The 24,871-nt window shown below is 70.0% G+C and carries 18 protein-coding genes and 1 other RNA gene; 13 read left to right on the plus strand and 6 right to left on the minus strand.

Features of this window, described 5'->3' with window-relative positions; all coding sequences use genetic code 11:
* Positions 1-248: 248 nt before the first annotated feature.
* Both MKK75_RS24020 and MKK75_RS24025 read right to left on the minus strand, forming a co-directional pair.
* Complete coding sequence (locus MKK75_RS24020; protein ID WP_244045023.1) at positions 249-1,325, minus strand: quinone-dependent dihydroorotate dehydrogenase; 1,077 nt, start codon at positions 1,323-1,325, stop codon at positions 249-251.
* Positions 1,322-1,672 carry a DUF952 domain-containing protein gene (locus MKK75_RS24025; RefSeq protein ID WP_244045024.1) on the minus strand — a complete coding sequence of 117 codons (351 nt, stop codon included), beginning with the start codon at positions 1,670-1,672 and terminating at the stop codon, positions 1,322-1,324. Before MKK75_RS24025 ends, MKK75_RS24020 begins: the two co-directional genes overlap by 4 nt.
* Before the next feature lie 313 nt (positions 1,673-1,985).
* Here MKK75_RS24025 and MKK75_RS24030 point away from each other — a divergent pair, with 313 nt between their 5' ends.
* Together MKK75_RS24030 and MKK75_RS24035 are read left to right on the plus strand one after the other, a co-directional pair.
* Positions 1,986-2,618 carry a helix-turn-helix transcriptional regulator gene (locus MKK75_RS24030; protein WP_244045025.1) on the plus strand — a complete coding sequence of 211 codons (633 nt, stop codon included), beginning with the start codon at positions 1,986-1,988 and terminating at the stop codon, positions 2,616-2,618.
* Positions 2,619-2,715: 97 nt separating this feature from the next.
* The gene (locus MKK75_RS24035) at positions 2,716-3,804 is read left to right on the plus strand and encodes a two-component system sensor histidine kinase NtrB (protein ID WP_244045026.1); all 1,089 of its coding nucleotides are present in this window, start codon (positions 2,716-2,718) and stop codon (positions 3,802-3,804) included.
* Between the two features lie 335 nt (positions 3,805-4,139).
* Here MKK75_RS24035 and MKK75_RS24040 read toward each other — a convergent pair whose 3' ends face one another.
* Positions 4,140-4,409, minus strand: a complete 270-nt coding sequence (locus tag MKK75_RS24040; protein ID WP_244045027.1) for a hypothetical protein — start codon at positions 4,407-4,409, stop codon at positions 4,140-4,142.
* A gap of 190 nt (positions 4,410-4,599) precedes the next feature.
* Between MKK75_RS24040 and MKK75_RS24045 the strand changes: the two genes are divergently transcribed.
* Positions 4,600-4,854 carry a hypothetical protein gene (locus MKK75_RS24045; protein WP_244045028.1) on the plus strand — a complete coding sequence of 85 codons (255 nt, stop codon included), beginning with the start codon at positions 4,600-4,602 and terminating at the stop codon, positions 4,852-4,854.
* Between the two features lie 296 nt (positions 4,855-5,150).
* On the opposite strand, the gene MKK75_RS24050 is transcribed toward MKK75_RS24045, so the two are convergent.
* Together MKK75_RS24050 and pepN are read right to left on the minus strand one after the other, a co-directional pair.
* A complete protein-coding gene (locus MKK75_RS24050; RefSeq protein ID WP_244045029.1) occupies positions 5,151-7,505 on the minus strand; it encodes a PAS domain-containing sensor histidine kinase in 2,355 nt (784 codons plus the stop codon).
* Between the two features lie 177 nt (positions 7,506-7,682).
* Positions 7,683-10,304, minus strand: a complete 2,622-nt coding sequence (gene pepN / locus MKK75_RS24055) for an aminopeptidase N (RefSeq protein WP_244045030.1) — start codon at positions 10,302-10,304, stop codon at positions 7,683-7,685.
* Between the two features lie 582 nt (positions 10,305-10,886).
* On the opposite strand from pepN, the gene MKK75_RS24060 reads away from it, so the two are divergent.
* The 10 genes from MKK75_RS24060 to murD all read left to right on the plus strand — a co-directional run bounded on the left by MKK75_RS24060 (position 10,887) and on the right by murD (position 23,262).
* The gene (locus MKK75_RS24060; RefSeq protein WP_244045031.1) at positions 10,887-12,080 is read left to right on the plus strand and encodes a flagellin; all 1,194 of its coding nucleotides are present in this window, start codon (positions 10,887-10,889) and stop codon (positions 12,078-12,080) included.
* Positions 12,081-12,907: 827 nt separating this feature from the next.
* Positions 12,908-13,348: a VOC family protein gene (locus MKK75_RS24065; RefSeq protein ID WP_244045032.1), complete on the plus strand. Its 441-nt coding sequence runs from the start codon at positions 12,908-12,910 to the stop codon at positions 13,346-13,348.
* A 45-nt stretch (positions 13,349-13,393) separates the two neighbouring features.
* Positions 13,394-13,789, plus strand: an RNA gene (gene rnpB / locus MKK75_RS24070) — RNase P RNA component class A.
* A 407-nt stretch (positions 13,790-14,196) separates the two neighbouring features.
* The gene (gene rsmH, locus MKK75_RS24075) at positions 14,197-15,255 is read left to right on the plus strand and encodes a 16S rRNA (cytosine(1402)-N(4))-methyltransferase RsmH (RefSeq protein WP_244045033.1); all 1,059 of its coding nucleotides are present in this window, start codon (positions 14,197-14,199) and stop codon (positions 15,253-15,255) included.
* Positions 15,252-15,665, plus strand: a complete 414-nt coding sequence (locus MKK75_RS24080; RefSeq protein WP_244045034.1) for a hypothetical protein — start codon at positions 15,252-15,254, stop codon at positions 15,663-15,665. Before rsmH ends, MKK75_RS24080 begins: the two co-directional genes overlap by 4 nt.
* 138 nt (positions 15,666-15,803) lie before the next feature.
* Positions 15,804-17,576 (plus strand): peptidoglycan D,D-transpeptidase FtsI family protein, encoded by a 1,773-nt coding sequence (locus MKK75_RS24085; RefSeq protein WP_244045184.1) that lies wholly within the window; start codon positions 15,804-15,806, stop codon positions 17,574-17,576.
* Positions 17,577-17,586: 10 nt separating this feature from the next.
* Positions 17,587-19,047: a UDP-N-acetylmuramoyl-L-alanyl-D-glutamate--2,6-diaminopimelate ligase gene (locus tag MKK75_RS24090; RefSeq protein ID WP_244045035.1), complete on the plus strand. Its 1,461-nt coding sequence runs from the start codon at positions 17,587-17,589 to the stop codon at positions 19,045-19,047.
* A gap of 18 nt (positions 19,048-19,065) precedes the next feature.
* Positions 19,066-20,517, plus strand: coding sequence for a UDP-N-acetylmuramoylalanyl-D-glutamyl-2,6-diaminopimelate--D-alanyl-D-alanine ligase (locus MKK75_RS24095; protein WP_244045036.1), 1,452 nt, complete (start codon positions 19,066-19,068; stop codon positions 20,515-20,517).
* An 88-nt stretch (positions 20,518-20,605) separates the two neighbouring features.
* Positions 20,606-21,691 carry a phospho-N-acetylmuramoyl-pentapeptide-transferase gene (mraY, locus tag MKK75_RS24100; protein WP_244045037.1) on the plus strand — a complete coding sequence of 362 codons (1,086 nt, stop codon included), beginning with the start codon at positions 20,606-20,608 and terminating at the stop codon, positions 21,689-21,691.
* 206 nt (positions 21,692-21,897) lie between these two features.
* Positions 21,898-23,262 carry a UDP-N-acetylmuramoyl-L-alanine--D-glutamate ligase gene (gene murD / locus MKK75_RS24105; protein ID WP_244045038.1) on the plus strand — a complete coding sequence of 455 codons (1,365 nt, stop codon included), beginning with the start codon at positions 21,898-21,900 and terminating at the stop codon, positions 23,260-23,262.
* Positions 23,263-23,339: 77 nt separating this feature from the next.
* Here the strand turns inward: murD and MKK75_RS24110 are convergent, their stop codons facing one another.
* On the minus strand, positions 23,340-24,815 hold the full coding sequence (locus MKK75_RS24110; RefSeq protein WP_244045039.1) for a PAS domain S-box protein: 1,476 nt from the start codon (positions 24,813-24,815) through the stop codon (positions 23,340-23,342).
* Positions 24,816-24,871: the final 56 nt, after the last annotated feature.

Below are 24,871 nucleotides of genomic sequence, written 5' to 3' on the forward strand. Positions count from 1 at the left end.
AAACGCCCGCTGTGCAAAGTCTTTCTAAAGACGAAAGTGGCGCGAAAAGAACTGTTCCAATCTCTCAGGCCGGCTCAACCGGCAATCTTCTCGAGAGATCCGAACCAACCCCCTCATTCCAGGTGCCGCGGCGCAGCGGAGGCCTCGAAGGAGCGCTCCGGTCACCACCGCGATCCCGCGAGCCCGCCTTCGAGGCTTGCTGACGCGGTCACCTCAGGACAAGGGGGAGGGTGCAATGGATGAGGTCATCAGGCCGCGCGGGCGAGGTCTTGCGCATCGCGTCCGACCAGCGTGTCCAGCCGCGTCACGCCCGCCCGGTCCATCCGCTCCAGCAGGCCCGCCTTGATCCGCCCGACCAACCCCGGCCCGTCATATACGAGGGCCGAGTAGAGCTGCACGAGGCTCGCGCCGGCCAAAATCTTGGTCCAGGCGGCCTCGGCCGAATCGACCCCGCCGACCCCGATCAGGGGGAGGTCGTCGCCCAGGCGCAGCCGCGCCTGGGCCAGCATCCGGGTCGCCGGCCCGAACAGCGGCCGGCCGGACAGGCCGCCGGTCTCCCGGGCGAGCCCCTGCTCGACGAGGCTCGCCGGCCGCGCCACCGTGGTATTCGACACGACCAGCGCCTGCACGCCCCGCCGCCGGGCCGTGGCGCAGACGGCATCGAGGGCGTCGAGGGCCATGTCGGGGGCGATCTTCAGCAGGATCGCTGCCGCGGCGCCGGCCGCGTCCCGGGCCTCGACCGTGCGGGCGAGCAGCTCGTCGAGGAACGCCTCGCCCTGGAGGTCGCGCAGGCCCGGCGTGTTCGGCGAGGAGACGTTGACGGTGACGAAATCCACCAGCGGTGCCAGGGTGGACGTGCAGGTGGCGTAATCCGCCAGGCGATCGGCCGAGTCCTTGTTGGCCCCGATATTGACCCCGACGATGCCGGGGCGGCCCGCCCGGGCGCGCAGCCGCGCGGCCATCACCGCCAGCCCTTCGCTGTTCAGGCCGTAGCGGTTGATCACCGCCCGGTCGGCGGTCAGGCGGAAGACCCGCGGCTGCGGATTGCCCGGCTGCGGCTGCGGCACGACGCCGCCGACCTCCACGAACCCGAAGCCCAGGCCGAGCAGCGCGTCCGGCACCCGCGCGCCCTTGTCGAAGCCCGCCGCCAGGCCGACCGGGTTGGGAAATCGGCGGCCGAAAAGCGCGACGGCCAGCCGCGGGTCGTCGTCGGGCCTGCGGCCGACGGGCATGAGCGCGAGGGCGCGCAGGGTCAGGTCGTGCGCGCACTCCGCGTCCAGGCGGTGGAGCAGCGACCGCGCCAGCGGGAAGGCGGCGCCGATCATGCCGGCAGGAGCCCGGCCGGGAAGACGTGGCGGCCATCCGCGCCGAGCGGCAGGGCGTCCACCGATGTCACGGCGTCGAGGGACAGGGGACCGTAGAGATGCGGGAACAGATCGCCGCCCCGCGAGGGCTCGTAGCGCAGGGCCGCCCCGAGGGCCTCCGGGTCGACGGCGATCAGGAGCAGATCGTCCTGCCCAGCGAAGTGGCGGGCCGCGGTCTCGGCTACCTGCGCCGCCGTGGAGAGGTGGATGAAGCCGTCCTGGCGGTCGATCGGCGCCCCCGCGAAACGGCCGGCGGCCTCGGCCTCGCGCCACAGGCCGCGCGGACAGATCTTGTAGATGCGCGCCATCGAAGCTCCCCGAACCGTCGCGTGGATAGAGGCGGCACCGGCCTGCGGCAACACCGGCGTGCCGCATAATTCGGGGCGCGATTGCAATCTGCGGCTTGTAGTTCTACTTTCCTACGACTAGGCGGTGCGTCACAGGGCAGCCTCGGAGCCGGGAGATCTGTGACCGACCGTTCAAGGTCTGATGTTTCCGTGCGTAACCGCCGGGTGTCGGCCCTCCCCGGCGGAACGATGTCTTCGTAGACCCACGACGGTCAGCTGCCGGCTGGCGGGGCGGGGGTTCCGGCCCGGTCATGGTTCAGCCTTCGAGTCCGCCATGCTGTCGCACGAGCAGATCTGGAACGCCATCGACCGGCTCGCCGAGCGGCACGGCTATTCGGCCTCCGGGCTCGCCCGCCGCGCCGGGCTCGACGCGACGAGCTTCAACCGCTCCAAGCGGGTCGGCGCGGACGGCCGCAAGCGCTGGCCTTCGACGGAATCGGTCTCGAAGGTGCTGGCCGCCACGGGCTCCAGCCTCGACGAATTCCTGCGGCTGATCGAGGCCCGGGAGATCCCGGCCCGCACCATGGTCCCCCTGATCGGTCTGACCCAGGCCGGTGCCGGCCGCCTGTTCACCGACGAGGGCATGCCCACCGGCGGCGCGGGCTGGGAGGAGATCGAGTTCCCGGATCTCGGCGAGGAGCGGGCCTTCGCGCTGGAGATCCAGGGCGATTCGATGATGCCCCTGTTCCGCGACGGGGACGTGCTGATCGTCTCGCCCACCGCCAGCGTGCGCAAGGGCGACCGCGTCGTGGTCCGCCTGCACGGGGGCGAGGTCGTGGCCAAGGAATTGAAGCGTCGCACCGCCCGGACCGTGGAACTGGCCTCGCTGAATCCGGAGCACGAGGACAGGGTCCTGAATAGCGGCGAGATCGCCTGGATGGCCCGGGTGATGTGGGTGCGGCAGTAGCCGGCACCACCGTCCGCCGGAGGCTTGGCCGCGGCGGCGTTCGCCGCTATCGCTGGCCCACCGCGGGATTTCCGCATCCGCTGAGCGCGAACGCAGCATGGCGCAGCCCGGGACGGATCCCAACGCGGAGGCGCTGACGCGGGAGGGCCGCGCGCTCCTCGACGCCCTGCCCACGCCGAGCCTCCTCGTGGACGCGGAGGGTCGGATCCGCCACGCCAATCCCGCCCTCGAACGTCTGACGGGCCATCCGGCGGAGGCGCTCGTCCGGCGGGGGTTCGACCTGATCCATGCCCCGCATGCGGGCGCGCACGATCCCGCCCGTGACGGCGGGCAGGAATTTTCGGCACTGCGCGCCGACGGGACGAGCTTCTGGGCCTGCCTGACCACGGCGCCGCTGCCCGGCACGCCCTTCCGGATCGGCCAGATCCTCGACGTCACGGCGCGCCGCGAGGCGGAAGGCGCGCTCGCCTTGTCCCGGCAGCGCGAGTCGCTGGGGCTCCTGACCAACAGCGTCGCCCACGAGTTCAACAATTTCCTGCAGATCCTGATCGGCTACATCGACGGCCTGAAGCGCCGGCTCGGCGACCGCCCGGAGCCGTTCATTCAGCGGGCGATCTCCCGCTCGGCCGATGCCACCGAGCGAGCCGCCATCCTGACGCGCCATTTGCTGGCCTATTCCCGCCGCATCGCCCCGGACGTGCGCGCGGTCGACCTCGACGCCATCGTGGCGGATCTCGGGGAGCGCATCGCGCCGGATCTGCCATCCGGCATCCGGCTGACGGTCACGCCGACCGCAGGCCTGCCGCGGGCGATCAGCAACCCGACCCAGATCGAGTTCGCCCTGCGCCACCTCGTTGCCAATGCCTGCGAGGCGATGCCGTCGGGCGGCACCCTGTCGCTCTCGACCTTCCGGGTCGATCCGGGCGACCGGACGATGCAGCAGCCGGGCGCGGGCAGCGTCGGAATCCTCGTGGCCGATACGGGGCAGGGCATGTCGCCCGAGATGCTGGCCAGGGCGCTCGCGCCGTTCCAGACCAGCCGCGAAGCCGGGCGCGGCGCGGGCCTCGCGATCGTCCACGGCCTGATGAAGCGCCAGAACGGCACCATCGCCCTCGACAGCCGGACCGGCGAGGGGACGGAGGTGCGGCTGTCGTTCCCGGCGGCACCCGACCGGACGCTTCACTGAGCCCGCGCGGCCCGCGGCTTCGCGCTTCTCGCGTCCGAGACGGTACGTGAGCCCCCCTCTCCGCCTTCAAAGCTTGGCCCGATCGCGTTGCAATCAGGCCTTGTTCTCGGTCTTCGTTAAGACGCGCCCTCTTGGCCGACCCGGCATCCATCGACGATGGTCACGCTTCGGGCTGGAAAACGCGCGCCGTGCCCCCCTTCCGCAGGCGGGGTGCGGCCCGCACGGACCGTGTCGTCCATGCGGAAAACGGAGGCGGAGCCGCAGCTTCGATGAGGGGGGCTGCAGCAAATGTCGCGTCGTGTGTGAGGAGACGATCCGCCCCCCCCGGCGCAGCGCTATCGGATCCGATAGGGGCCGTCGCCCTCGACACGGTCGTAGACGCCGTGGCCGGTTCTGGCGCGGTAGGCGCGGCCGGCGATCTCGCCGGGGGTCGGCGGCGTGCCGGGCTGGGCGAAGCTCGTCTCGGGCCGATAGGCCGGACCCCAACCGATTTCCTCGTCGCCCGCGGGATCCTTGCCCGGAAAGCCGGTGACGTAGCCGGTGCTCTGCGCCAGCGCCGGCGTGGCGGCGAGGCCGAGCAGGGTCGCGAGGGTGACGCGTCGCATTGTTCTGGATCGCATCGCTCGTATGCTCCGTGGGTGATCCGCCGAACGGATCGTCTGTGGCGTAAACGCGACTGAGCGGCGTGGGTTTGCAGGGCGCGCAGTCATGCCGCGGCCCTGGCGGCCCTGTCCCGGACGGGCTTCACCACACGGGCGGAAGAGCCCGCGGCATCAGCGCGGAGGCGCGGGCGTCATGGAAGACTGGAAGGCAGGGTTCCGGGCCGAGTTGCGCGCCATCGAGATCGCGACCGGCGATGCAGCGTCGGCGCAGTTGCCGGGCCTGCTCCGGCGCCTCCAGCGGCATCAGGCCGGGCTCGGCGGCAATCCGATGCTCGGCTTCTACCGACGCTGGCGCATCCGCAGCCTCGCCCGCGCCGTCGCGGATGCGCGCTGGCACGCGGAGCAGGGGCGGATGGCGCGCCTCGGCGGCCTCGATCCGCGGCGGTAGAAAGCGGCGGCCGACGCGAACGCCCGCCGAAGCGGATACCGGTTCGGTACGCGGAGGCCAGTCAGAGCAGAGGCTCGAAGCCGCGCACGATCGTCGCCACGCGCACGGTACGCGACAGCATGCGATGGCGGATTGCTCGGGTGATCCCGTCCAAACCCCTCAGCCCGAGCAACCGTTATGCGGGCACAGCTGCGGCGATCCATGGCGTTTTTCGGGTGAGGGAGGTTGTTTGTTCAACCGACCCGAAGCTGTCCGTCACGTATCGCGTACCCTGTGCACCGCGATCGGGAACGGCTCTAGGCAGCGACCGGAGCTACGCCGCGCCGGCTCGTCCGCGGCGCGGCGGGTACACGCTCGGTCGGAGAGCCCGGCCCAAACGGGTTCAGCGGGTCGGGTTGCGTGGCCGGAAGGCGCACGAGGACGATGGTGCCGACCGTTTCCTCGGAGCGGATGCGCAGCGACCCGCCGTGCAGTTCCACCATCGAGCGCGTGATGGCGAGCCCCAGCCCCGAGCCCTTGTGGCTGCGCGTCATCTGCGCCTCGACCTGCGTGAACGGCCGCCCGAGCCGGGCGATGTCCGCGCGCCGGATGCCGATGCCGTTGTCCACAACGTACAGATGCGTGCTCGCACCCGCTCGCCGCACGCGCACGGCGACCTGCCCCCCGGGCGGCGTGAATTTCACGGCGTTCTGCACGAGATTGGCCAGGATCTGCTGCAGCGCGCTCGGATCCGCCAGTAGATCGAGGCCCGCCGGCACATCCGCGCTCACGGTGATCGCTTTCTCGTCGGCCGCCGCCGCGAAGGGCGCGATGGCCGACGCGACCGCCGCCTCGGCCGGCACCGCCCGCGGGCTCAGACGCACGCGGCGCGCCTCGAGCCGGGCCATGTCGAGGATATCGTCGATCATCGACAGCAGGTGCGAGCCGCTCTCGCGGATGTCCCGGCAATATTCGGTGTAGCGGGGCGTGCCGAGCGGTCCGAGGACCGCGTTCTCCATCACGTCGGCGAAACCGATGATCGCGTTGAGCGGCGTGCGCAGCTCATGGCTCATATTGGCCAGGAATTCGGCCTTGGCCTGGTTCGCCGCCTCTGCGACGGCCTTCTGGTCGAGGTAGCGCTCGGCGAGGTCGGCAAGCTGCTGGGTCTGGAGTTCCAGCGTCCGGCGGGAGCGCTTGAGGTCCTTGACGGTCTCGATCAGCTCGCGCTCCGAGGCCAGGAGCCGTTCCTGATGCCGCTTCAGGCTGGTGATGTCGGTCCCGACCGACACGTAGCCGCCGTCCTTGGTGCGCCGCTCGCTGATCTGGAGCCAGCGGCCGTCCGCCAGCTCGGCCTCGAAGGTCCGGGCCGTCGCGCCGCCGGGGGCCAAGCCGACATCGGGCGATTCGCGCCGGATCTGCGGCAGCACGCCCCGGCCCATGACCGCCGCGTAGCTCTGGCCGGCGCGGGCATCCTCGGGGCTGAGGGCGTGGAGATGGCGGAACTTCGAATTGCACAGGACCAGCCGGTTGCCTGTATCCCACAACACGAAGGCCTCCGAGATGGCCTCAACCGCATCGCGCAGCCGCATGTCGGCCGCCGCGTTGGTCTCCTCCAGGGCCCGCTGCTCGGTGATGTCGGTCGCGATGCCGACGAGGTGCTGGCTGCCGTCCACGGCATTCACCACCACCTCGGCCCGGGCGCGGAACCAGACATAGGCCCCGTCGGCGCCGCGCATGCGGAAGGCGTGGTCGATATGGGTCTGGTTGGCCGCGACCCCGCGGGCGAGACTGTAGAGATCGCCGTCGTCTGGATGAACCAGGCCGTTGACGTCGCCGAACGAGAGATACTCGTGCTGCCGCCGGTATCCGAGCAGGCCGTACATCGAGTCGGACCAGTAGATCCGCCCCCGGGCGACATCCCAATCCCACAGACCGCAGGCGCCGCGGCCCAGGGCCGTCTCCAGACGCCCGCGGATGGTCTCGCGTGCACGGTCGGCGCGCGCCGCCTGCCGGGTCTGCAAGCCGTAGGCGAGCCCGACACCGACGATCACGATGACGGCGGCCGCGATCAGGACGATCTGGTCCCGGGTGCGGGCGCTCCAGCCGCGCAGCAGCGGCTCGATCGGCTGGAGCACGGCCACCTGTCCGACGCCGCCCGGCAGGCTGTGCATGGCGGCCAGCACGCTCTGGCCGCCGGGAAGGTCGAGGGTGATGGCGCCGGCGCGCTCGCCGAGGCCGGAGAGCGGTTCGCTCTCCCCGAGCACCTGGGACAGGGTGTTGAGCTCGGCCGGGAGCGGCGGATGGGCGGCGACGATGCGGGTATCGGGGCGGACCAGCAGCAGCCGCCGGCCCGAATGCCGGCCGCTCTCCGGCATCAGCGCCCGCAGATCGGCTCCGCCGATCGCAGCGGGACCGACAGCCCGCGCGGCCAGGCGGGCGAACCCCTCGATCTCCGTCTGGGCGACCGCCAGGATCTCGGCACGCTGGCCGCGGATATGGAGCGCGGCCAGCCCGACCAGGCAGGCCAGGAACACCGCCAACGCGCCCGGCACGGCATAGCGCAACCAGCGCTCGGCCTGGCCGAACCGGGTCTCCCGCGTGCGACCCGGCCAGGAAACGGCAACAGTCGAGTCCGCACGCGCGGAGAAGGAAGCGGAACCCGCCTCCGGCATGGCCGAACCTCGCCCGTGGGAACAGTGACCCGATCGGAGCGCTCGGCCCCCCGAATCTGTGTGAATACAATCACCCTGGGGGGCGGTTTGTCCACGGCTTTTTTACGATACGGGCTTGACGACCTATGCCTGTTGCAGCCGCGCCAGGGAATCGATTTCTACCGTCAGTTCAGCTACTTAGCCGCCTCCGAGGGTGCGGGCGAGGATGTCGGCCGTGTCCCGGGAGAGGCCCGGGATCGCCTTGATCCCGTTGAGCATTTCGGCGGCTTTGCGGGCGCGGGATTTTTCCAGTCGGCGCCAGGATCCGAAGGCCGTCAGCATGCGGGCGGCAACCTGCGGGTTCGTCGAGTCGAGGGCCGCGACGGTCTTGGCGACGCACGAAAAACCGGCTCCATCGGCCCGTGCGAATTGGGTTGGGTTGCCGAACGCGAAGCTTCCGATCAGGGCGCGCACCCGATTCGGGTTGGTGAGCGTGAAGGCGGGGTGCCCCTGGAGTCGTGTGATTCGCTCCAGCGTACCGGCTTCGGGGATCTGGGCCTGGATGGCGAACCACTTGTCGAGGACCAGGGGCTCGTCGGCGTAGCGCGCGGCGAACTCGGCCAAAGCCGTCTCCCGCGTCTCGCCGGGGATCAGCGCCAGGGTGGCCAGAGCGGCGAGGCGGTCGGTCATGTTGGTCGCGGTTGCCAGACGCTCGGCGGCCCGCGCCGCGCCGGCCGCAGGATCCCCCGCGGCAATCAGGTCGAGGGCGGCGTTGCGGAGCGACCGGCGCCCCGCCGAGGCGGCGTCGGGGCTGTAGGGCGCGCCCGCGACCGGCGCGAGGGCGGCGTCGATCCGGTCCAGGCGGGGCCGCAAGGCTTGGCCGAGATAGGCCCGCAGGTCGAAGCGTGCCCGGTGGATCGCGTCGGGATCGACGTCCGCCGGCAGGGCATCGGCGGCCTCGCCCTCGCTCGGTAGCGCCAGCACCAGGGCTGCGAAGGCCGGATCGGCGAGCGCCTCGCCGTCGAGGAAACGCCCAAGCGCCTCCGCGAAGGCGTCCCGGCGACCGGCATCGGGTTCGAGGATCAGCCGCAGGGCGACATCCTGCGCGGCCTGCCAGCGGTTGAACGGGTCGCTGTCCTGCGCCAGCAGGCGCATCCGCTGCGCGTCGGTGAGCGCGAGGTCGAGCCGCACGGGCGCCGAGAAGTCGCGCAGCACCGAGGGGACCGGCTCCTCGGTGACGGTCTCGAAGACGATCTCGGCCTCTGGCCGGTCGAGGACGAACACGCCGTCCTGAACCTGCGCGCTGGTCGCGTCGGTCAACGGCCCCGAGGCGCCGACGAGGCCGAGGGCGACCGGGATCACCAGCGGTGGCCCCTCCCGCCCATCGGCGTCGGGCAGGCTCTGCGCGAGCCGCAGGATGTAGCGCGCTCCCTGCGGATCGTAGGCGCCGGAGACCGACAGGCGCGGCGTGCCGGAGCGCTCGTACCAGCGGGCGAAGGCCGTCAGGTCGCGCCCGGCGACCGCCGCGAAGGCGGCCAAGAAGTCCTCGACCGTGGCGGCGCGCCCGTCATTGTCGGCGAAGTAGCGGTCCATGCCGGCCCGGAACGCCGACGCGCCGATCAGCGTGCGCAGCATCCGGACGATCTCGGCGCCCTTGTCGTAGACTGTTGCCGTGTAGAAGTTGTTGATCTCCGCATAGGCCCGCGGCCGCACCGGGTGGCGCAGCGGCCCGGCATCCTCGGGGAACTGGCGCGCCCGCAGCGCGCGCACCTCCGCGATCCGGTGCACCGGCCGCGAGCGCATGTCGGCGGAGAATTCCTGGTCGCGGAAGACCGTCAGGCCCTCCTTCAGGCAGAGCTGGAACCAGTCCCGGCAGGTGACCCGGTTGCCCGACCAGTTGTGGAAGTACTCGTGGGCGATGATCGCCTCGATGGCGGCATAGTCCCCATCGGTCGCCGTCTCGGGGCTCGCCAGCACATATTTGTCGTTGAAGATGTTGAGCCCCTTGTTCTCCATGGCGCCCATGTTGAAGTCCGACACGGCGACGACGTTGAAGACATCGAGGTCGTAGCCGCGGCCGAACGCCGTCTCGTCCCAGGCCATGGAGCGGATCACGGCGTCGAGGGCGTAATCCGCCCGGTTCTCCTTGCCGGGCTCGACATAGACCGCGCAGGTGACGGCGCGCCCCTCCATCGTGGTGAACCGGGTCTCGACCGTCCCGAGCCGGCCCCCGACCAAGGCGAACAGGTAGGCGGGTTTCGGGTGCGGATCGTGCCAGGTTGCGAAGTGCCGTCCGGCGCCGACGGGGCCGGACTCGACGAGGTTGCCGTTGCCCAGCAGCACCGGCGCCTCGGTCCGGTCGGCCTCGATCCGCGTGGTGTAGACCGCCATGACGTCGGGCCGGTCGAGGAAATAGGTGATGCGGCGGAAGCCGTCGGCCTCGCACTGGGTGCAATAGACGCCGCTCGAGCGGTAGAGCCCCATCAGCTTGGTGTTGGCGGTCGGATCGATCTCGGTGACGAGCCGCAGGGTGAAGGGTTTTTGGGGCGGGGCGCGGAGGCTCAGGCCTGCCGGGGACGCCGTATAGGCGTCGAGCGCGAGCGCCGTGCCGTCGAGGGCCAGCGAGACCAGCTGCAGGTCGTCACCGTCGAGATTCAGCGGAGCCCCGGGGACGCCGGCCGGGTTCGGGCGCAGCGCCAGGGTCGCGTCGATCCGGGTGGCGTGCGGATCGAGGCGGATGTCGAGATCGACGCGATCGATCAGGTAGTCGCTCGGCCGGTACTCCTCCAGGCGGATCAGCGGCGGCGTCTCGGTGCGCATGCGGCTCTCACTCCGGGTCCTTGATGCGATCCCTTCTGGTCGCTCGGAGCGTCCGGCGCAACGCGGGTGCTTCGATGGGAACGCCACGGAGCACGGCCTACCCGCCGTCCTGCACGCGCGCTCGCTCGCTCTGACCGCGGATGGCCGCCGCGGAGCCGGCCGCCACTGCCCGGGATCCGCTCAGGACTGGCTGCCTGCGCGCGATCAGTGACGGCCCGCGCGGGTGCGTTGCAGCCGGCCTGCCACTGGACCGCGAAGCGCCCTCCTTCGAACCAAAGCAGCCTCGCGCCCCGCGGTAAGGACAAGATGGCGCATGGGATCCGATCGGCGCCGATCCGGCCCCCACGTCAGTTCCAAGTTCTCCAAACCGCTTCTGATCAGGCCCCCTCCCTTTGGCTCGATGACGAGGCGCAGAGGCATCGCGGGCATGGTTTTGATTCATCGGATCATAGCGACGCTTTATTAACAATCCGTCGAAGATCCCCCTCAGAAGAGTGCGGCGTTAAGAACCTGTCAGGACCTGAGGCTCATCTTGGCGCCACCACGAGAAAGTGGCTCGCATCTCAAAAAGGATGTCTCCTCATGTCTTCCGGTATCACGCTCACCGCTGCGACCCGTCAGAGCCTGCTGGCCCTGCAGAATACGGCGTCGCAGACCTCGACGATCCAGAACCAGCTCGCCACTGGTAAAAAGGTTTCTTCGGCCCTCGATAACCCTGTCAGCTTCTTCACTGCGCAATCGCTCGATCAGCGCTCGGGTGATCTGTCGAACCTGCTCGACGGTATCTCGAACGGTGTGCAGGCGATTCAGGCCGCCAACCAGGGTATCACGTCCATCCAGAGCCTAGTCAATCAGGCTAAGTCGGTCGCCAACCAGGCGCTGTCGACCCAGATCACCACGACGGGTACTGCCACGACCCCCTATGCGGCCCCGACTGCGGCTGCGACCGTGAGCCTCTACGTGAACGGCGCAGCCACCAACGTGCCCCTTACGTCGGGTAGCACGATCGATCAGACAATCTCCGCTCTCAACACGGCAGTGGGCGCCGGGAGCTTCACGAAGAGCACCGACGGCACGAAGATCGTGATCAACGCGTCGTCCGACGTCGAGTTCAAGACTTCCGCCGACCAGACCGCGCTTGGTTTCACGGCCGGCACTGCGGCTTCTGGCCCTACCTACGGTGCGGTCACCACCGTCGGTCAGAGCGGCGACCTCAGCGTCTCGGGTGTAGCGACCCGCTCTACACTCGCAACACAGTACAACAGCTTGCTGACTCAGATCGATCAGCTGGCCGGGGACTCCAGCTTCAACGGCACCAACCTGATCGGTGGCAAAGGTTCCAACAACAATCTGACGATCGCTTTCAATCCGAAGGGCAACTCGAATCTGGCGGTCGTCGCGACAGACGAGACGTCCAACGGCCTCGGTCTTTCGGCGATCACCAGCACGTCAGCGGGCACCACGACGGTTGGGCAGGGCAACTTCCTGCTCAATGCAGACATCAATACGACGTTGAACAAGCTGACCACGGCGGCCAGCCAACTGCGTACCGATGCCTCGACGTTCGGTTCGAGCCTCTCGGTCGTTCAGAACCGGCAGGACTTCAGCAAAAACCTGATCAATATCCTGGATACAGGTTCGTCAAACCTCACGAATGCTGACATGAACGCAGCCGCCGCAAATTCGCAGGCTCTGTCGACGCGTCAGTCTCTGGGTATCTCGGCTTTGTCGCTGGCCAATACCGCCCAGCAGGGAGTTCTGCAGCTTCTCCGTTAAGCCGAAGCTGCTTAGAGAACCAGGCGGCCGGAGCTTGCTCCGGCCGTTTTTCGTTTGTTTCGTCGCAACGGGATTTTCGCAGATTCGAGATCGTTCAATCCCTGGATCGAAGATCAGGGTCCTTGAACATCGAAGCCGGGATTTGGTGGCGGAGAGCTATGCGGCTCCAGCCGGTGAGCGCGCAACCGACACCTGCTGCAAATGCTCCTGCATCCGGGTGCACCGCATGCGCGCTGATGAGAGCAAGTCCCCTCACGAGCGTCACTTCAGAGCGTTGAGACATCCGCTCATGAGTGTGACGCGGGCACGCGGCAGGTACTTCGCGGAAATCCACGCCTCTACCAAGCTGCGGTGATCGCCGCAGCGCCTTCGCGCGGACGAACCTCGAGGCGTGAGACCGGTCGAGGTTCGGTATGACATTCAAGAACGAGCCATACGCTGCGGCCGTTCTGATGGGTTTCTGCCCGCGAAATCATGCAGATCGGGGGGGCGTCGGGCCAAGCAGACTTGCGTTGGCGCCGAAGCGGGCACCGCAGGAGGAGGGGGGCGGGTCAGATCACCCCACGATTCCGACCACAGGTCACGGCCGTGTACCGATCGCGTTGCGATCACGCGCGGCTCCAAGCCCCTGTCGTGACGCGCTCTCCTGCGCCGAGCCGGCGTCCGTTCCGGCGGCGAGCGCTCTGACCTGCGGCCTTCTCACGGCTCGATTGAACGCTACCTACGGCGACGATCACGTCGCGGCCGACGGGCGTGCACCGCAAGCAAGGCCGTGCCAGTTTCTCGGCAGACCTGAAAAGACCACTGCTTACAACGGGATACGTCATATGGAATACCTGCACACCATGGTTCGGGTGGCCGATCTCGACCGGGCGCTCGCCTTCTACGTCGACACCTTCGGCTTGCAGGAGGTCCGCCGCGTCGAGAACGAGAAGGGCCGCTTCACCCTGGTGTTCCTGGCCGCCCCCGGTGACGCCGCGCGGGCCAAGGAGACGAAGTCGCCGCTCGTCGAGCTGACCTACAACTGGGATCCGGAGACCTATTCGGGCGGGCGCAATTTCGGGCACCTCGCCTATCAGGTCGACGACATCTACGCGTTCTGCGCCAGGCTCCGGGACAAGGGCGTGACCATCAACCGGCCGCCCCGCGACGGCTACATGGCCTTCGTGAAGTCGCCGGACGGCATCTCGATCGAGATCCTCCAGAAGGGCGGCGCCAAGGAGCCGCAGGAGCCCTGGACCTCCATGGAGAACACCGGGACCTGGTAGGCAGTCCTTGACCCGGGAGGCGACCCGGGCGCATCTGCCCGTGGATCAGCCGGCCGGGTGGCCGCTCCGGACGCTGTTCGCGTCCGGGGAGGAAAGTCCGGGCTCCATGGAGAGACGGTGCCGGATAACCTCCGGCGGGGGCGACCCCAGGGACAGTGCCACAGAGAGCAGACCGCCCCGGACGCGTCCGGGGTCAGGGTGAAAGGGTGCGGTAAGAGCGCACCGCGGACGCGGCAACGCGGACGGCATGGCAAACCCCACCGGGAGCAAGACCGAATAGGGGCGGCGCGTCCCTCGCGAGAGGGGCAGGCCGGCTCTCCAGGCCAGTCGCCCGGGTTGGTTGCTCGAGGCGGTCGGCGACGACCGTCCCAGAGGAATGGCTGCCACGTCGGCGCGCGAGCGTCGGCCCTACAGAACCCGGCTTACAGGCCGGCTGATCCACCACCCTCGAAAACCCTGCCGGTGTAAGCCTTTATCGCCGGGCCGCCGGCGCCCGCCCGGGATCGTGCAGGCGCGACGGATTTCCCGCGCGGTAAAAACCTCCGGTTAACCTTGCCGGGTTCAGATCGGTCCACGCGGCAGCGCCAAGCTTGTCCGTTGACGATCCTCCGAGGCCCATGATACCCGGCATCCTCCCGTCAACGGCGTGTATCGGATCGCCGGGCGCAACCTGCCTCGTTGCAGGGCCCGTCCGTGCGCGGCGTTTTGCGCACGCCGCATCCGGTGCCGTTCCCGTCACGCGTGCCGCTTTCGAGCGGCCCGGCCCAGGGCACCATGAGACGCTTGAGCCGCTTCCGCGTCCGGAAACCCGGACCGCGCCGCCAGCCCGCCGCCGCACCGAGGCGCGCATGAGCCGGCGACCCTCGCCCGCGATATCGGCCCGGGGCGACCAGCTCTGCCCGTTCGAGCCGCACATTCCCGTCCTGCTCGAGGACGTGGCGGCCGCGCTGCGAACGGCGGGCGGGCTCGGCATCGACGGCACGTTCGGCGCCGGCGGCTACACGCGCGCGCTGCTGGAGCGGGATCCGGACCTGCGGATCCTCGCCATCGACCGCGACCCGACCGCGATCGCGGCCGGGCAGCCCATGGTCGATGCGTTCGCCGGGCGCCTCCGGCTGGTCCCCGGCCGCTTCGGCGATCTCGACGGCCTCCTGGCGGAGGCGGGCGCGGGGCAGGCGGATCACGTGGTGCTCGATATCGGCGTCTCGTCGATGCAGCTCGACACGCCGGAGCGCGGCTTCTCGTTCCGCCACGACGGCCCCCTCGACATGCGCATGGGCAGGGACGGCCCGAGCGCCGCCGATCTCGTGAACGAGGCCGATGAGACGGTGCTGGCCGACATCATCTACCATTACGGCGAGGAGCGACGCTCCCGCGCGGTCGCGCGGGCGATCCACGAGGCCCGCCGCCGCGGTCGGATCGAGACCACCGCCCAGCTCGCCGAGCTGGTCGCCGGTGTCGTCCGGGCCGAGCCCGGGAGCCACATCCACCCGGCGACGCGGACCTTCCAGGGCCTGCGGATCGCCGTCAACGACGAACTCGGCGAGTTGGTGCGGGCTCTGCACGCCGCCGAGCGGGTGCTCCGGCCCGGCGGCCGCCTGGCCGTCGTGACGTTCCATTCGCTCGAAGATCGGATCGTCAAGCAGTTCTTCGCCGCCCGCAGCGGCCGCGCCGGGCACGGCTCGCGCCACCTTCCGGGCGCGACCGTCGAAGCCGCGCGCAGCTTCAGCCTCGTGACCAAGGGGCCGGTCCTGCCGGGCGAGGCCGAGACCGCGCGCAACCCCCGTGCCCGCTCGGCCAAGCTGCGCGCCGCCGAACGCACCGAGTCCGAGGTGCCGGAGCCGCTGGCGGCGCTCACCGCGCTCGCGAGCCTCCCCGAAGCCGCCCGCGGGGGCCACCGCCGATGACCCGCCTCCTCAACCTGCTGGCGGTGGTCGGGCTCGTGGCCTCGGCGATCTACGCCTACTCGATCAAGTACGACACGCTCTATCAGGGCGGTCAGGTCTCCAAGCTGCAGACGGCCCTGCACAAGGAGCGGCAGGCCATCGCGGTGCTGCGCGCCGAGTGGCAGCTCCTGACCCGGCCGGATCGGCTGCAGGCGGCGGTCGACAAGCACCTCGCCCTGGAGCCGATCGGCACAGCGCACCTCGCGCGCCTCTCGGACCTGCCCGTCCGGCAGGAGCGCGGCGACGAGATCGGCCGGCTGCTCGCCGCGACCGCGACCCCCAAGGACAAGGGCGGACCCGAGCCGCGCACCACCGGCGCGATCACCCGCACCGTGACCACGACCCGCACCCCGACGACGGCTTCGAGGTAGTCACCCGTGTCCGAAGGCACCGATCAGATTCCAGACGCGTTCGGCGCGGCGCCGGCGACCGAGCCCGAGATCTCGGAGCACGAGGCCGCGCTGCTCGAAGCCGCCGCTTTGGCCCATGCCGCGACCGCCCCGCGCCCGATCCCCGAGGAGGCGCTGCCGCCGGAGCAGCGGGCCGACCGCGCCAAGGCGCTCCTGCGCAGCATGTTCCGGCTCGCCATCGAACGCTCGCACATGCGCGTGGCGCTCGTCGGGCTGGTCTTCGTCGGGGTGTTCGGGACGATCTCGACCAAGCTCCTGATGATGGCGATCTTCGGCGAACCGCCGAGCCAGGAGCACCGGGTGGCGGCGGCGTCCTCCACGGCCTTCCGGCCCGATATCGTCGACCGCAACGGCGAGATCCTGGCGACCGACATCCGCACGGTCTCGGTCTTCGCCGAGCCGGGCAACATTTACGACAAGGACGAGGCGGTCGAGCTGCTCACCGCCGTCCTGCCGGAACTCAACGCCTCGGAGCTGCGCGCCAAACTGTCCTCGCGAAAAGGCCGCAGCGGCGCGGGCTTCGTCTGGGTGAAGCGCGAGCTGACTCCGAAGCAGCAGGCCGAGGTCCACCGGCTCGGCATCCCGGGCATCGGCTTCCTGCCCGATCACAAGCGGGTCTACCCGAACGGCGTCGCGGCCGCCCACATCCTGGGCGCCACGAACCTCGACGGCGTCGGCATCGCCGGCATGGAGAAGTACATCGACTCCACCGGCCTCCAGGCGCTCAACAGCTTCGGGCTGATCGCGAAGCAGGCCGATCTGAAGCCAGTCCAGCTCTCGATCGACCTGCGCGCCCAGTTCGCCGTGCGCGACGAGCTCGCCTGGGGCATCGATCACTTCAAGGCCAAGGCCGGCGCCTCGATGATCCTCGACGTGAAGACCGGCGAGGTCATCGCCCTGGTCTCGATGCCGGACTTCGACCCGAACGACCCGAAGGACGCGCTCTCGCCCGACCGCATCAACCGCATGAATGTCGGCGTCTACGAGATGGGCTCGACCTTCAAGGCGATGACCCTCGCCATGGCGCTCGAGTCCGGCAAGTACAACGTCAACTCGACCTTCGACACCCGCGGCGGCGTGCTGAACTGGGGCCGTCAGAAGATCCACGAGTATCACGGCACCAACCGCGTCATCACCATGCCGGAGGTGTTCACCCACTCCTCCAACATCGGCTCGGCCAAGATGGCGCTCGGCGTCGGCGTGCCCGGCCACAAGGCCTTCCTGAAGAAGATGGGCCTGCTCGACCGCCTGCGCACCGAACTGCCGGAGAGCGCCGCCCCGATCGTCCCGTCCCGCTGGAGCGAGATCAACACGATCACCATCGCGTTCGGTCACGGCATCGCGGTGGCGCCGATCCAGGCGGCGATGGCCGTGGCGGCCATCGCCAATGGCGGCGACCTGATCACCCCGACCTTCCTCAAGGCGAATCCCGACGACAAGGCACGGTCCACCCACGTCCTGTCGGCCCAGACCTCCGAGGCGATGCGCTACATCATGCGGCTCAACGCCTCCGAGGGCTCGGCCAAGAAGGCGGCGATCCCGTACTATTTCGTCGGCGGCAAGACCGGCACGGCCGAGAAGGTGATCGGCGGCCGCTACATCCACAACCGGCTGTTCACGACCTTCATGGCAGCGGCGCCCATGAACGACCCGAAATACCTGTTCGTCACCATCATGGACGAGCCGCAGGGCCTGCCGGAATCCGGCGGCTACGCCACGGCGGCCTGGAACGCCGGCGTCGTCACCGGAAAGGTGATCGAGCGGGTGGCGCCGATCCTCGGCCTGCCGCCGCAATTCGAGCCGCCGGTGCGGCCGTTCCCGCAGATGGTCAAGCTCAACGCCTACCACATCAACCAGCTCGGCGGCCCGTGAGGGGGGTGGCATGACGGCCCGGCTCGCCGATCTTATCGCCGAGGCGTCCGGCGCGGCCGCCGATCTGGCGGTGACCGGCCTGACGGCCGACAGCCGGCAGGTCGCCACCGGCACCCTGTTCGTGGCCGTGCCGGGCACGAAGGCCGACGGGCGCCGCTTCGCCGCCCAGGCGGCCAATCGCGGCGCCGTGGCGGTGGCCGGGGAGGGCGCGCGCCCGGCCGATCTGCCGGAGGCGGTCGCCTGGATCGCCGTGGCGGATGCCAGACGCACGCTCGCGCTCGCCGCCGCGCGGTTCGCCGGGGCGCAGCCGGAAACCGTCGTCGCGGTGACCGGCACCGCGGGCAAGAGTTCCGTCGCGGACTTCGTCCGCCAGATCCTGGCGCAGATCGGCCGCGACGCCGCGAGCCTGGGCACCGTCGGCATCGTGACCAACCGCGGCGCGCAGTACGGCTCGCTCACCACGCCGGATCCCGTGACGCTGCACGAGACCCTGGCGCGGCTCGCCCACGAGGGCGTCACCGACCTCGCCATGGAGGCGTCCTCCCACGGGATCGAGCAGCGCCGCCTCGACGGGGTGCGGCTCGATGCGGCGGGCTTCACCAATCTCGGCCGGGACCACCTCGATTATCACGCGAGCATCGAGGACTATCTCGCGGCCAAGCTGAGGCTTTTTACCGATCTGCTGCCGCCGGGCTGCCCGGCCGTCGTGAACGCCGACGGCGCCTATGCCGACCGCGTGATCGCCGTCGCCGAGGGCGCCGGGCGACCCGTGCGCACGGTCGGGCGTGCCGGCCGGGACCTGCGGGTCGAGTCCGTCCGGACGGAGGGCTTCGCCCAGGCGGTCCGGCTCGTGGAGGGCCCGCGCTCCCGCACGCTGCGCCTGCCCCTCGTCGGCGAGTTCCAGGTGGAGAACGCCCTGGTGGCGGCCGGCCTCGCGCTCGCGACCCCGGCGGGCGCGGCCGATCCGGACGGCGTCTTCGCGGCGCTCGATCACCTCACCGGCGTGCCGGGCCGCATGGAGCGGGTCGGAGAGGCACGGGGCGGGCTCTGCCTCGTGGACTACGCCCACAAGCCCGAGGCTCTGGAGAGCGTACTGACCGCCCTGCGGCCATTCGCGTCGGGCCGGCTGATGGTGGTGTTCGGCTGCGGCGGCGACCGCGACCGGGGCAAGCGCCCGCTGATGGGCGCCATCGCGCAGCGCCTCGCCGACACGGTCATCGTCACCGACGACAACCCGCGCACCGAGGAGCCCGCGTCGATCCGCCAGGCGATCCTGGCCGCGGCGCCGGGCGCCGAGGAGATCGGCGACCGGGAAGCGGCGATCCGCGCGGCCGTCGGCCGCCTCGGGCCGGGCGACGTGCTGGTGGTGGCCGGCAAGGGTCATGAAACCGGCCAGATCGTGGGAGATCGCACCCTGCCGTTCTCGGACCACGCCGTGTTGCGTGCCGCCATCGCCGATGCGGCCGCCTGACGGCCACGGGGGTTGACCATGACCGCACTCTGGACCCGCGCGGCGCTCGAAGCCGCCACCGGCGGCCGCCTGATCGGCGACGGACGCGCTATCGGCGGCGCCTCGATCGACACCCGCACGCTTCAGACCGGCGACCTGTTCTTCGCCATCCGGGGCGAGGCGCGCGACGGCCACGACTTCGTCGCCGACGCCCTCGGGCGCGGAGCCGGGGCCGCGGTGGTGCGCCAGGATCGCGCCGACGCCCTTTCGGCCCACGGCCCCGTGCTGGCGGTTCCGGAGGCGGGTGAGGATCCGGTGCTGACGGCGATGATCCGCCTCGGTGCGGCCGCCCGCGCCCGGACCGACGCCCAGGTAGTCGCCGTGACGGGCTCCGTCGGCAAGACCGGCACCAAGGAGGCTCTGCGTCACGTCCTGTCGGAACAGGGCGAGACCCACGCCTCGGCGGCGTCCTACAACAACCATTGGGGCGTGCCGCTGACGCTCGCCCGGATGCCTGCTTCGACGCGCTACGGCGTCTTCGAGATCGGCATGAACCACGGCGGCGAGATCGTGCCGCTCACCGCCCAGGTCCGGCCCGACATCGCGCTGATCACCACGGTGGAGCCGGTCCACATCGAGCATTTCGCCTCCCTCGCGGCCATCGCGGACGCCAAGGGCGAGATCTTTTCCGGGCTCCAGCCCGGGGGCGTCGCCATCGTCAACCGCGACGGCCCGCATTTCGACCGCCTCGTCGCCCACGCCCGGGCCTCCCGGGCCGGCCGGATCGTCAACTTCGGCGAGCACCCGGAAGCCGATGTCCGCGCCCAGCGGATCGTGCTGCGCCCCGACCTGTCGGTGGTCGACGCGGTGGTGATGGGCGCACCCGTCACCTACAAGCTCGGCACCGCCGGGCGGCATACTGCGTTGAACTCGCTCGGCGTCATGGCGGTGATCCACGTGCTCGGTGCCGACCTCGCCCGGGCCGCGCTGTCGCTCGGCACGCTGTCCCCGCCCGTCGGCCGCGGGGCGCGCACCGCCCTGGAGATCGACGGCGGCACCGCTTACCTCGTCGATGAGAGCTACAACGCCAACCCCGCCTCGGTCCGCGCCGCGTTGGCGACGCTCGCCGGCATCGAGACCGGCCCGCGCGGGCGGCGCATCGCGGTGATCGGCGACATGCTGGAACTCGGCGCCGCCGCCCCCGACCTCCACCGCGGCCTCAGCGAGGCGATCGAGGCGGCCCATATCGACCTCGTCTTCACGGCCGGTCCTTTGACGCGCCACCTGTTCGAGGCCCTGCCGGTGAGCCGCCGCGGGGGCGTGGCCGACGCCGCCGCCGACCTGATCGAGCCGCTCGCGCGGATCCTGCGCCCCGGCGACGCCGTGATGATCAAGGGATCGAACGGCAGCCGCATGGGCCGGATTGTCGAGGCGCTGAAAGCCCGCTACGCGATCGACCCGGCGCGGCGCGCCCTCGCGACGGCCCCGTGATCGCTGCATGACCGATGCGGCCGAGCGTCCCGGACGGTCGGCGCCGCTTCCCGAAACCCCCGCCTGAACGAAGGGGCCGAGCGCCCGGATGCTGTACCTTCTCTCGGAGCTGAGCGGCACCTTCACGCCGCTGAACGTGTTCCGCTACATCACCTTCCGCACCGGCGGCGCGCTGTTCACGGCGGGGCTGTTCGTGTTCTGGTTCGGTCCCTGGATCATCTCGCTGCTGCGCATCCGCCAGGGCAAGGGCCAGCCGATCCGCGAGGACGGGCCGCAGACCCACCTGCTGACCAAGCGCGGCACCCCGACCATGGGCGGGTTGATGATCCTGGCCGGCTCCGTCGTGGCGATCCTGCTCTGGGCCAATCCACGCAACCATTACGTGTGGATCACGCTGACCGTGACCCTCGGCTTCGGGGCGATCGGCTTCTACGACGACTACCTCAAGGTGACGAAGCAATCGCACAAGGGATTCTCGGGCAAGTTCCGGCTGGCCCTTGAGGCGGGGATCGCCCTGGCGGCCTGCGCGACGGTCGCGGTCTATTCCCCCCTCTCGCTGCAGAACCAGCTCGCCTTCCCGGTGTTCAAGGACGCGCTGCTGAACCTCGGCTGGTTCTATCCGCTGTTCGGCGCCTTCGTGATCGTGGGCGCCGGCAATTCCGTGAACATGACCGACGGGCTCGACGGCCTCGCCATCGTGCCGGTGATGATCGCCTGCGGCACCTTCGGGTTCATCGCCTACCTCGTCGGCAACTCCTTCACGGCGAGCTATCTTCAGGTGAACTACGTCCGCGACACCGGCGAACTGGCCGTGGTCTGCGGCGCGGTGATCGGGGCGGGCCTCGGCTTCCTGTGGTTCAACGCGCCGCCGGCCCAGATCTTCATGGGCGATACCGGCTCGCTCGCGCTCGGCGGCCTGCTCGGCACGATCGCCGTGGCGACCAAGCACGAGATCGTCCTGGCGATCGTCGGCGGCCTGTTCGTGCTGGAGATGATGTCGGTGATCATCCAGGTCGCCTCGTTCAAGCTGACGGGGAAGCGCGTCTTCCGCATGGCGCCGATCCACCACCATTTCGAGCAGAAGGGCTGGAAGGAGCCGCAGGTGGTGATCCGGTTCTGGATCATCGCGGTGATCCTGGCGATGGCAGGGTTGGCGACGCTGAAGCTGCGCTGAAAAAGTGTGATACAGTCGCGTCTTAAGCGGCCAGTCCCAGTCTAGCCCTCATCCTGAGGTGCCGGAGCGGAGCAGAGGCCTCGAAGGAGCCCTCCAGCTGGCCAAGCGATCCCTGGAGCCCTCCTTCGAGGCCCGATTCGCGGGCACTCCAGGATGAGGGCGCAGGTGGGATCGGCCGGATTGGGTTGCCGCATCCAGAGTTCCGCATGACACCTGTCACCGTTTTCCAGGATAAGACCGTCGCCCTGTTCGGCCTCGGCGGCTCCGGCCTCGCCACGGCGCTGGCGTTGAAGGCGGGCGGTGCGGAGGTGCGGGCCTGGGACGACAGCGCCGACAGCCGCGTCCGTGCGCAGGAAGCCGGAGTCGGTATCGAGGATCTGCGCCAGTCCGACTGGTCGGGCTTCTCCGCCCTTGTGCTGAGCCCCGGCGTGCCGCTCACTCACCCGGAGCCGCATTGGAGCGTCCGCCGCGCCAGAGAGGCCGGGATCGAGATCATCGGCGACATCGAGCTGTTCTGCCGGCAGCGCCGGGCGGAGGCGCCGGAGGCGCCGTTCGTGGCGATCACCGGGACCAACGGCAAATCGACCACCACGGCGCTCATCGCCCACGTCCTCGCCCAAGCCGGACGCGACGTGCAGATGGGCGGCAATATCGGCACCGCGATCCTGTCGCTGGAGCCGCCTTCGGCCGAACGCGTCCACGTGATCGAGATGTCGTCCTTCCAGATCGACCTGACGCCGGGCCTCGACCCAAGCGTCGGCGTCCTGATGAACATCACCCCCGACCATCTCGACCGCCACGGCACGATGGAGCAGTACGCCGCCATCAAGGAGCGGCTGATCCGCGGTTCGGGCCTTGCGGTGGTCGGCATCGACGACGCGCCGAGCCGCGCCATCGCCGATCGGCGCGGCACCAACCTCGTGCGGGTGCATGTGCCCCACGGCGAGGTGCTCGCCACCGACGCGCTGACGGTGCGGGACGGCATCGTCCGCGATCCGGACGGCACGACGCTCGCCGACGTCAACGGAATCGGCTCCCTGCGCGGCGCCCATAACTGGCAGAACGCGGCCGTCGCCGTGGCGGTGGCCCGGGCGTTGGGCCTCTCGGGCGAAGAGATCCAGGCCGGGCTGAGTTCCTTCCCCGGCCTGCCGCACCGGATGGAGGAGGTCGGGCGGCGCGGCCCCGTGCTGTTCGTCAACGATTCGAAGGCGACCAACGCGGATTCCACCGAGAAGGCGCTCCTGGCCTTCCGGGACATTCATTGGATCCTCGGCGGCAAGGCCAAGGACGGCGGCATCTTCCCGCTGGTGCCGTATTTCGAGCGGGTCGCCCACGCCTACCTGATCGGGGGGGCCTCGGACGCCTTCGCGGCGACCCTGGAGGGCGCCGTGCCCTACACCCGCTGCGAGACGCTGGACGTGGCGGTCCCGAAGGCCGCCGAGAACGCCGCCGCCTCGGGCGCCCCCGAGCCGGTGGTGCTGCTCTCGCCGGCCTGCGCCTCCTACGACCAGTTCCCGAATTTCGAGGTGCGCGGCAACCGCTTCCGCGAATTGGTCCAGGCGCTGCCCTGAGACGTTCGTTCACCAGGGCTCCGCCCTGGACCCGCGACAGGTCTCGACCGTCCGAAACCCTGAACGATGCGTCCGCCTCAGCGCGCCAGCACCTTGGCGGCCTCGCGGGTGGTGCCCACCGCCTGCGAGACGCCGGCCACCGACTGCACGATCGCGCCGATATTCCCCGTGATCGCCGTGACCGCACCGGAGGCGCTCTGCATGTTCTCGGCGAGGTCGCGGGTCACCGCGCTCTGCTCCTCGATGGCGGCCGCGGTCGCCACCACCGTCTCGCGCATCACGGAGACCGAGCTCCCGATCGAGCCCAGCGCCTCGACGACCTCCTGCGAGACCCGCTGGACGCTGGCGATCTCGCCGTTGATCTGACCGGTGGCGCGGGCGGCCTGATCGGCGAGCGCCTTCACTTCGGACGCCACCACCGCGAAGCCGCGTCCGGCCTCGCCCGCCCGGGCCGCCTCGATGGTGGCATTGAGCGCCAGCAGGTTGATCTGGCCGGCGATGTTCTGGATCAGGCCGACGATGCCGGTCATCGCGGTCGCGGTGTCGGCCAGTCGCTTGGTGTGGGCATCGGCATCCTGGACGCAGGCATAGGCCGTGTCGGTGGCGCCCTGTGACCGCACGATGCTCTGGGACATCTCGGCGACGGATGCCGCCAGCTCCTCGGCCGCCGCCGCCACCGTCTGGACGTTGCCGGCGGTCGAATCCGCCGCCGAGGAGGCGAGCGCCGCAGCCTTGGTCGAATGCGTCACCGCCTGCTCGATCTCGCCGAAATTCTGATCGATGAGTGTGCGCAGGTTGGCGAGCAGGCGCACCTGCTCGCTGATGTCGGTGGCGAACTTCACCACCTTGTAGGGGCGCCCGGCCGCGTCGAGGATCGGGTTGTAGGAGGCCTGGATCCAGACCTCGCGCCCACCCTTGCCGATCCGGCGGAACTGCGCCGCCTGATAGGATCCGTTGCGCAGGGCTGCCCAGAATGCCCGGTAGGCCTCGCTGTCGCGGTAGCTGGGCTCGATGAACAGGCTGTGATGCTGCCCGACGACCTCGGCGCGGTCGTAGCCCATCGCGGTCAGGAAGTTGTCGTTGGCCTCGATGACCGTACCGTCGAGGTCGAAAGCGATGACCGCCTGCACCTTGTCGATCGCCGCGATCTGGCCAGCGCGGTCGGCCTCCTCGGTCCGTTGCCGGGTGATGTCGGTGGCGAACTTCACCACCTTGTAGGGCCGTCCGCGGGCGTCCAGCATCGGGTTGTAGGAAGCCTGGATCCAGATCGGGCGGCCGCCGCGGCCGATCCGCTGGAACTGACCGGTCTCGAACGTGCCGGCGCGCAGCCGATCCCAGAACGCCCGATACGCGGCGGAGTCGCGCTGGGCCGGGTCCATGAACAGGCTGTGGTGCTGGCCGACGATCTCGGGCTGCGTGTAGCCGACGACGTCGAGGAAGTTCTGGTTCGCCGAGAGGATCCGCCCGGTGAGGTCGAACTCGATCACGCCCTGAACACGGTCCAGGGCCGCGAGCTTGGCCTGGGATTCACGGATAGTCAGGGTCTTGAACATGGCGTTTCGGCTTCCGATTGGCGGCCCGGACGCCTGACGTTCCGTGCCGCCGATGA

Origin of the sequence: Methylobacterium sp. J-030, assembly GCF_022829545.1 — a bacterium.
GTDB lineage: Bacteria > Pseudomonadota > Alphaproteobacteria > Rhizobiales > Beijerinckiaceae > Methylobacterium.

What these genes read in the sequence shown, in the direction of transcription:
- mraY (WP_244045037.1), top strand. Translation starts at nt 20,606, where the DNA reads ATGCTGTACCTTCTCTCGGAGCTGAGCGGCACCTTCACGCCGCTGAAC.
- MKK75_RS24080 (WP_244045034.1), top strand. Translation starts at nt 15,252, where the DNA reads ATGACCCGCCTCCTCAACCTGCTGGCGGTGGTCGGGCTCGTGGCCTCG.
- rsmH (WP_244045033.1), top strand. Translation starts at nt 14,197, where the DNA reads ATGAGCCGGCGACCCTCGCCCGCGATATCGGCCCGGGGCGACCAGCTC.
- MKK75_RS24040 (WP_244045027.1), bottom strand. Translation starts at nt 4,409, where the DNA reads ATGCGACGCGTCACCCTCGCGACCCTGCTCGGCCTCGCCGCCACGCCG.
- MKK75_RS24035 (WP_244045026.1), top strand. Translation starts at nt 2,716, where the DNA reads ATGGCGCAGCCCGGGACGGATCCCAACGCGGAGGCGCTGACGCGGGAG.
- MKK75_RS24090 (WP_244045035.1), top strand. Translation starts at nt 17,587, where the DNA reads ATGACGGCCCGGCTCGCCGATCTTATCGCCGAGGCGTCCGGCGCGGCC.
- MKK75_RS24045 (WP_244045028.1), top strand. Translation starts at nt 4,600, where the DNA reads ATGGAAGACTGGAAGGCAGGGTTCCGGGCCGAGTTGCGCGCCATCGAG.
- MKK75_RS24065 (WP_244045032.1), top strand. Translation starts at nt 12,908, where the DNA reads ATGGAATACCTGCACACCATGGTTCGGGTGGCCGATCTCGACCGGGCG.
- pepN (WP_244045030.1), bottom strand. Translation starts at nt 10,304, where the DNA reads ATGCGCACCGAGACGCCGCCGCTGATCCGCCTGGAGGAGTACCGGCCG.
- MKK75_RS24030 (WP_244045025.1), top strand. Translation starts at nt 1,986, where the DNA reads ATGCTGTCGCACGAGCAGATCTGGAACGCCATCGACCGGCTCGCCGAG.
- MKK75_RS24060 (WP_244045031.1), top strand. Translation starts at nt 10,887, where the DNA reads ATGTCTTCCGGTATCACGCTCACCGCTGCGACCCGTCAGAGCCTGCTG.
- MKK75_RS24050 (WP_244045029.1), bottom strand. Translation starts at nt 7,505, where the DNA reads ATGCCGGAGGCGGGTTCCGCTTCCTTCTCCGCGCGTGCGGACTCGACT.
- MKK75_RS24025 (WP_244045024.1), bottom strand. Translation starts at nt 1,672, where the DNA reads ATGGCGCGCATCTACAAGATCTGTCCGCGCGGCCTGTGGCGCGAGGCC.
- murD (WP_244045038.1), top strand. Translation starts at nt 21,898, where the DNA reads ATGACACCTGTCACCGTTTTCCAGGATAAGACCGTCGCCCTGTTCGGC.
- MKK75_RS24110 (WP_244045039.1), bottom strand. Translation starts at nt 24,815, where the DNA reads ATGTTCAAGACCCTGACTATCCGTGAATCCCAGGCCAAGCTCGCGGCC.
- MKK75_RS24020 (WP_244045023.1), bottom strand. Translation starts at nt 1,325, where the DNA reads ATGATCGGCGCCGCCTTCCCGCTGGCGCGGTCGCTGCTCCACCGCCTG.
- MKK75_RS24095 (WP_244045036.1), top strand. Translation starts at nt 19,066, where the DNA reads ATGACCGCACTCTGGACCCGCGCGGCGCTCGAAGCCGCCACCGGCGGC.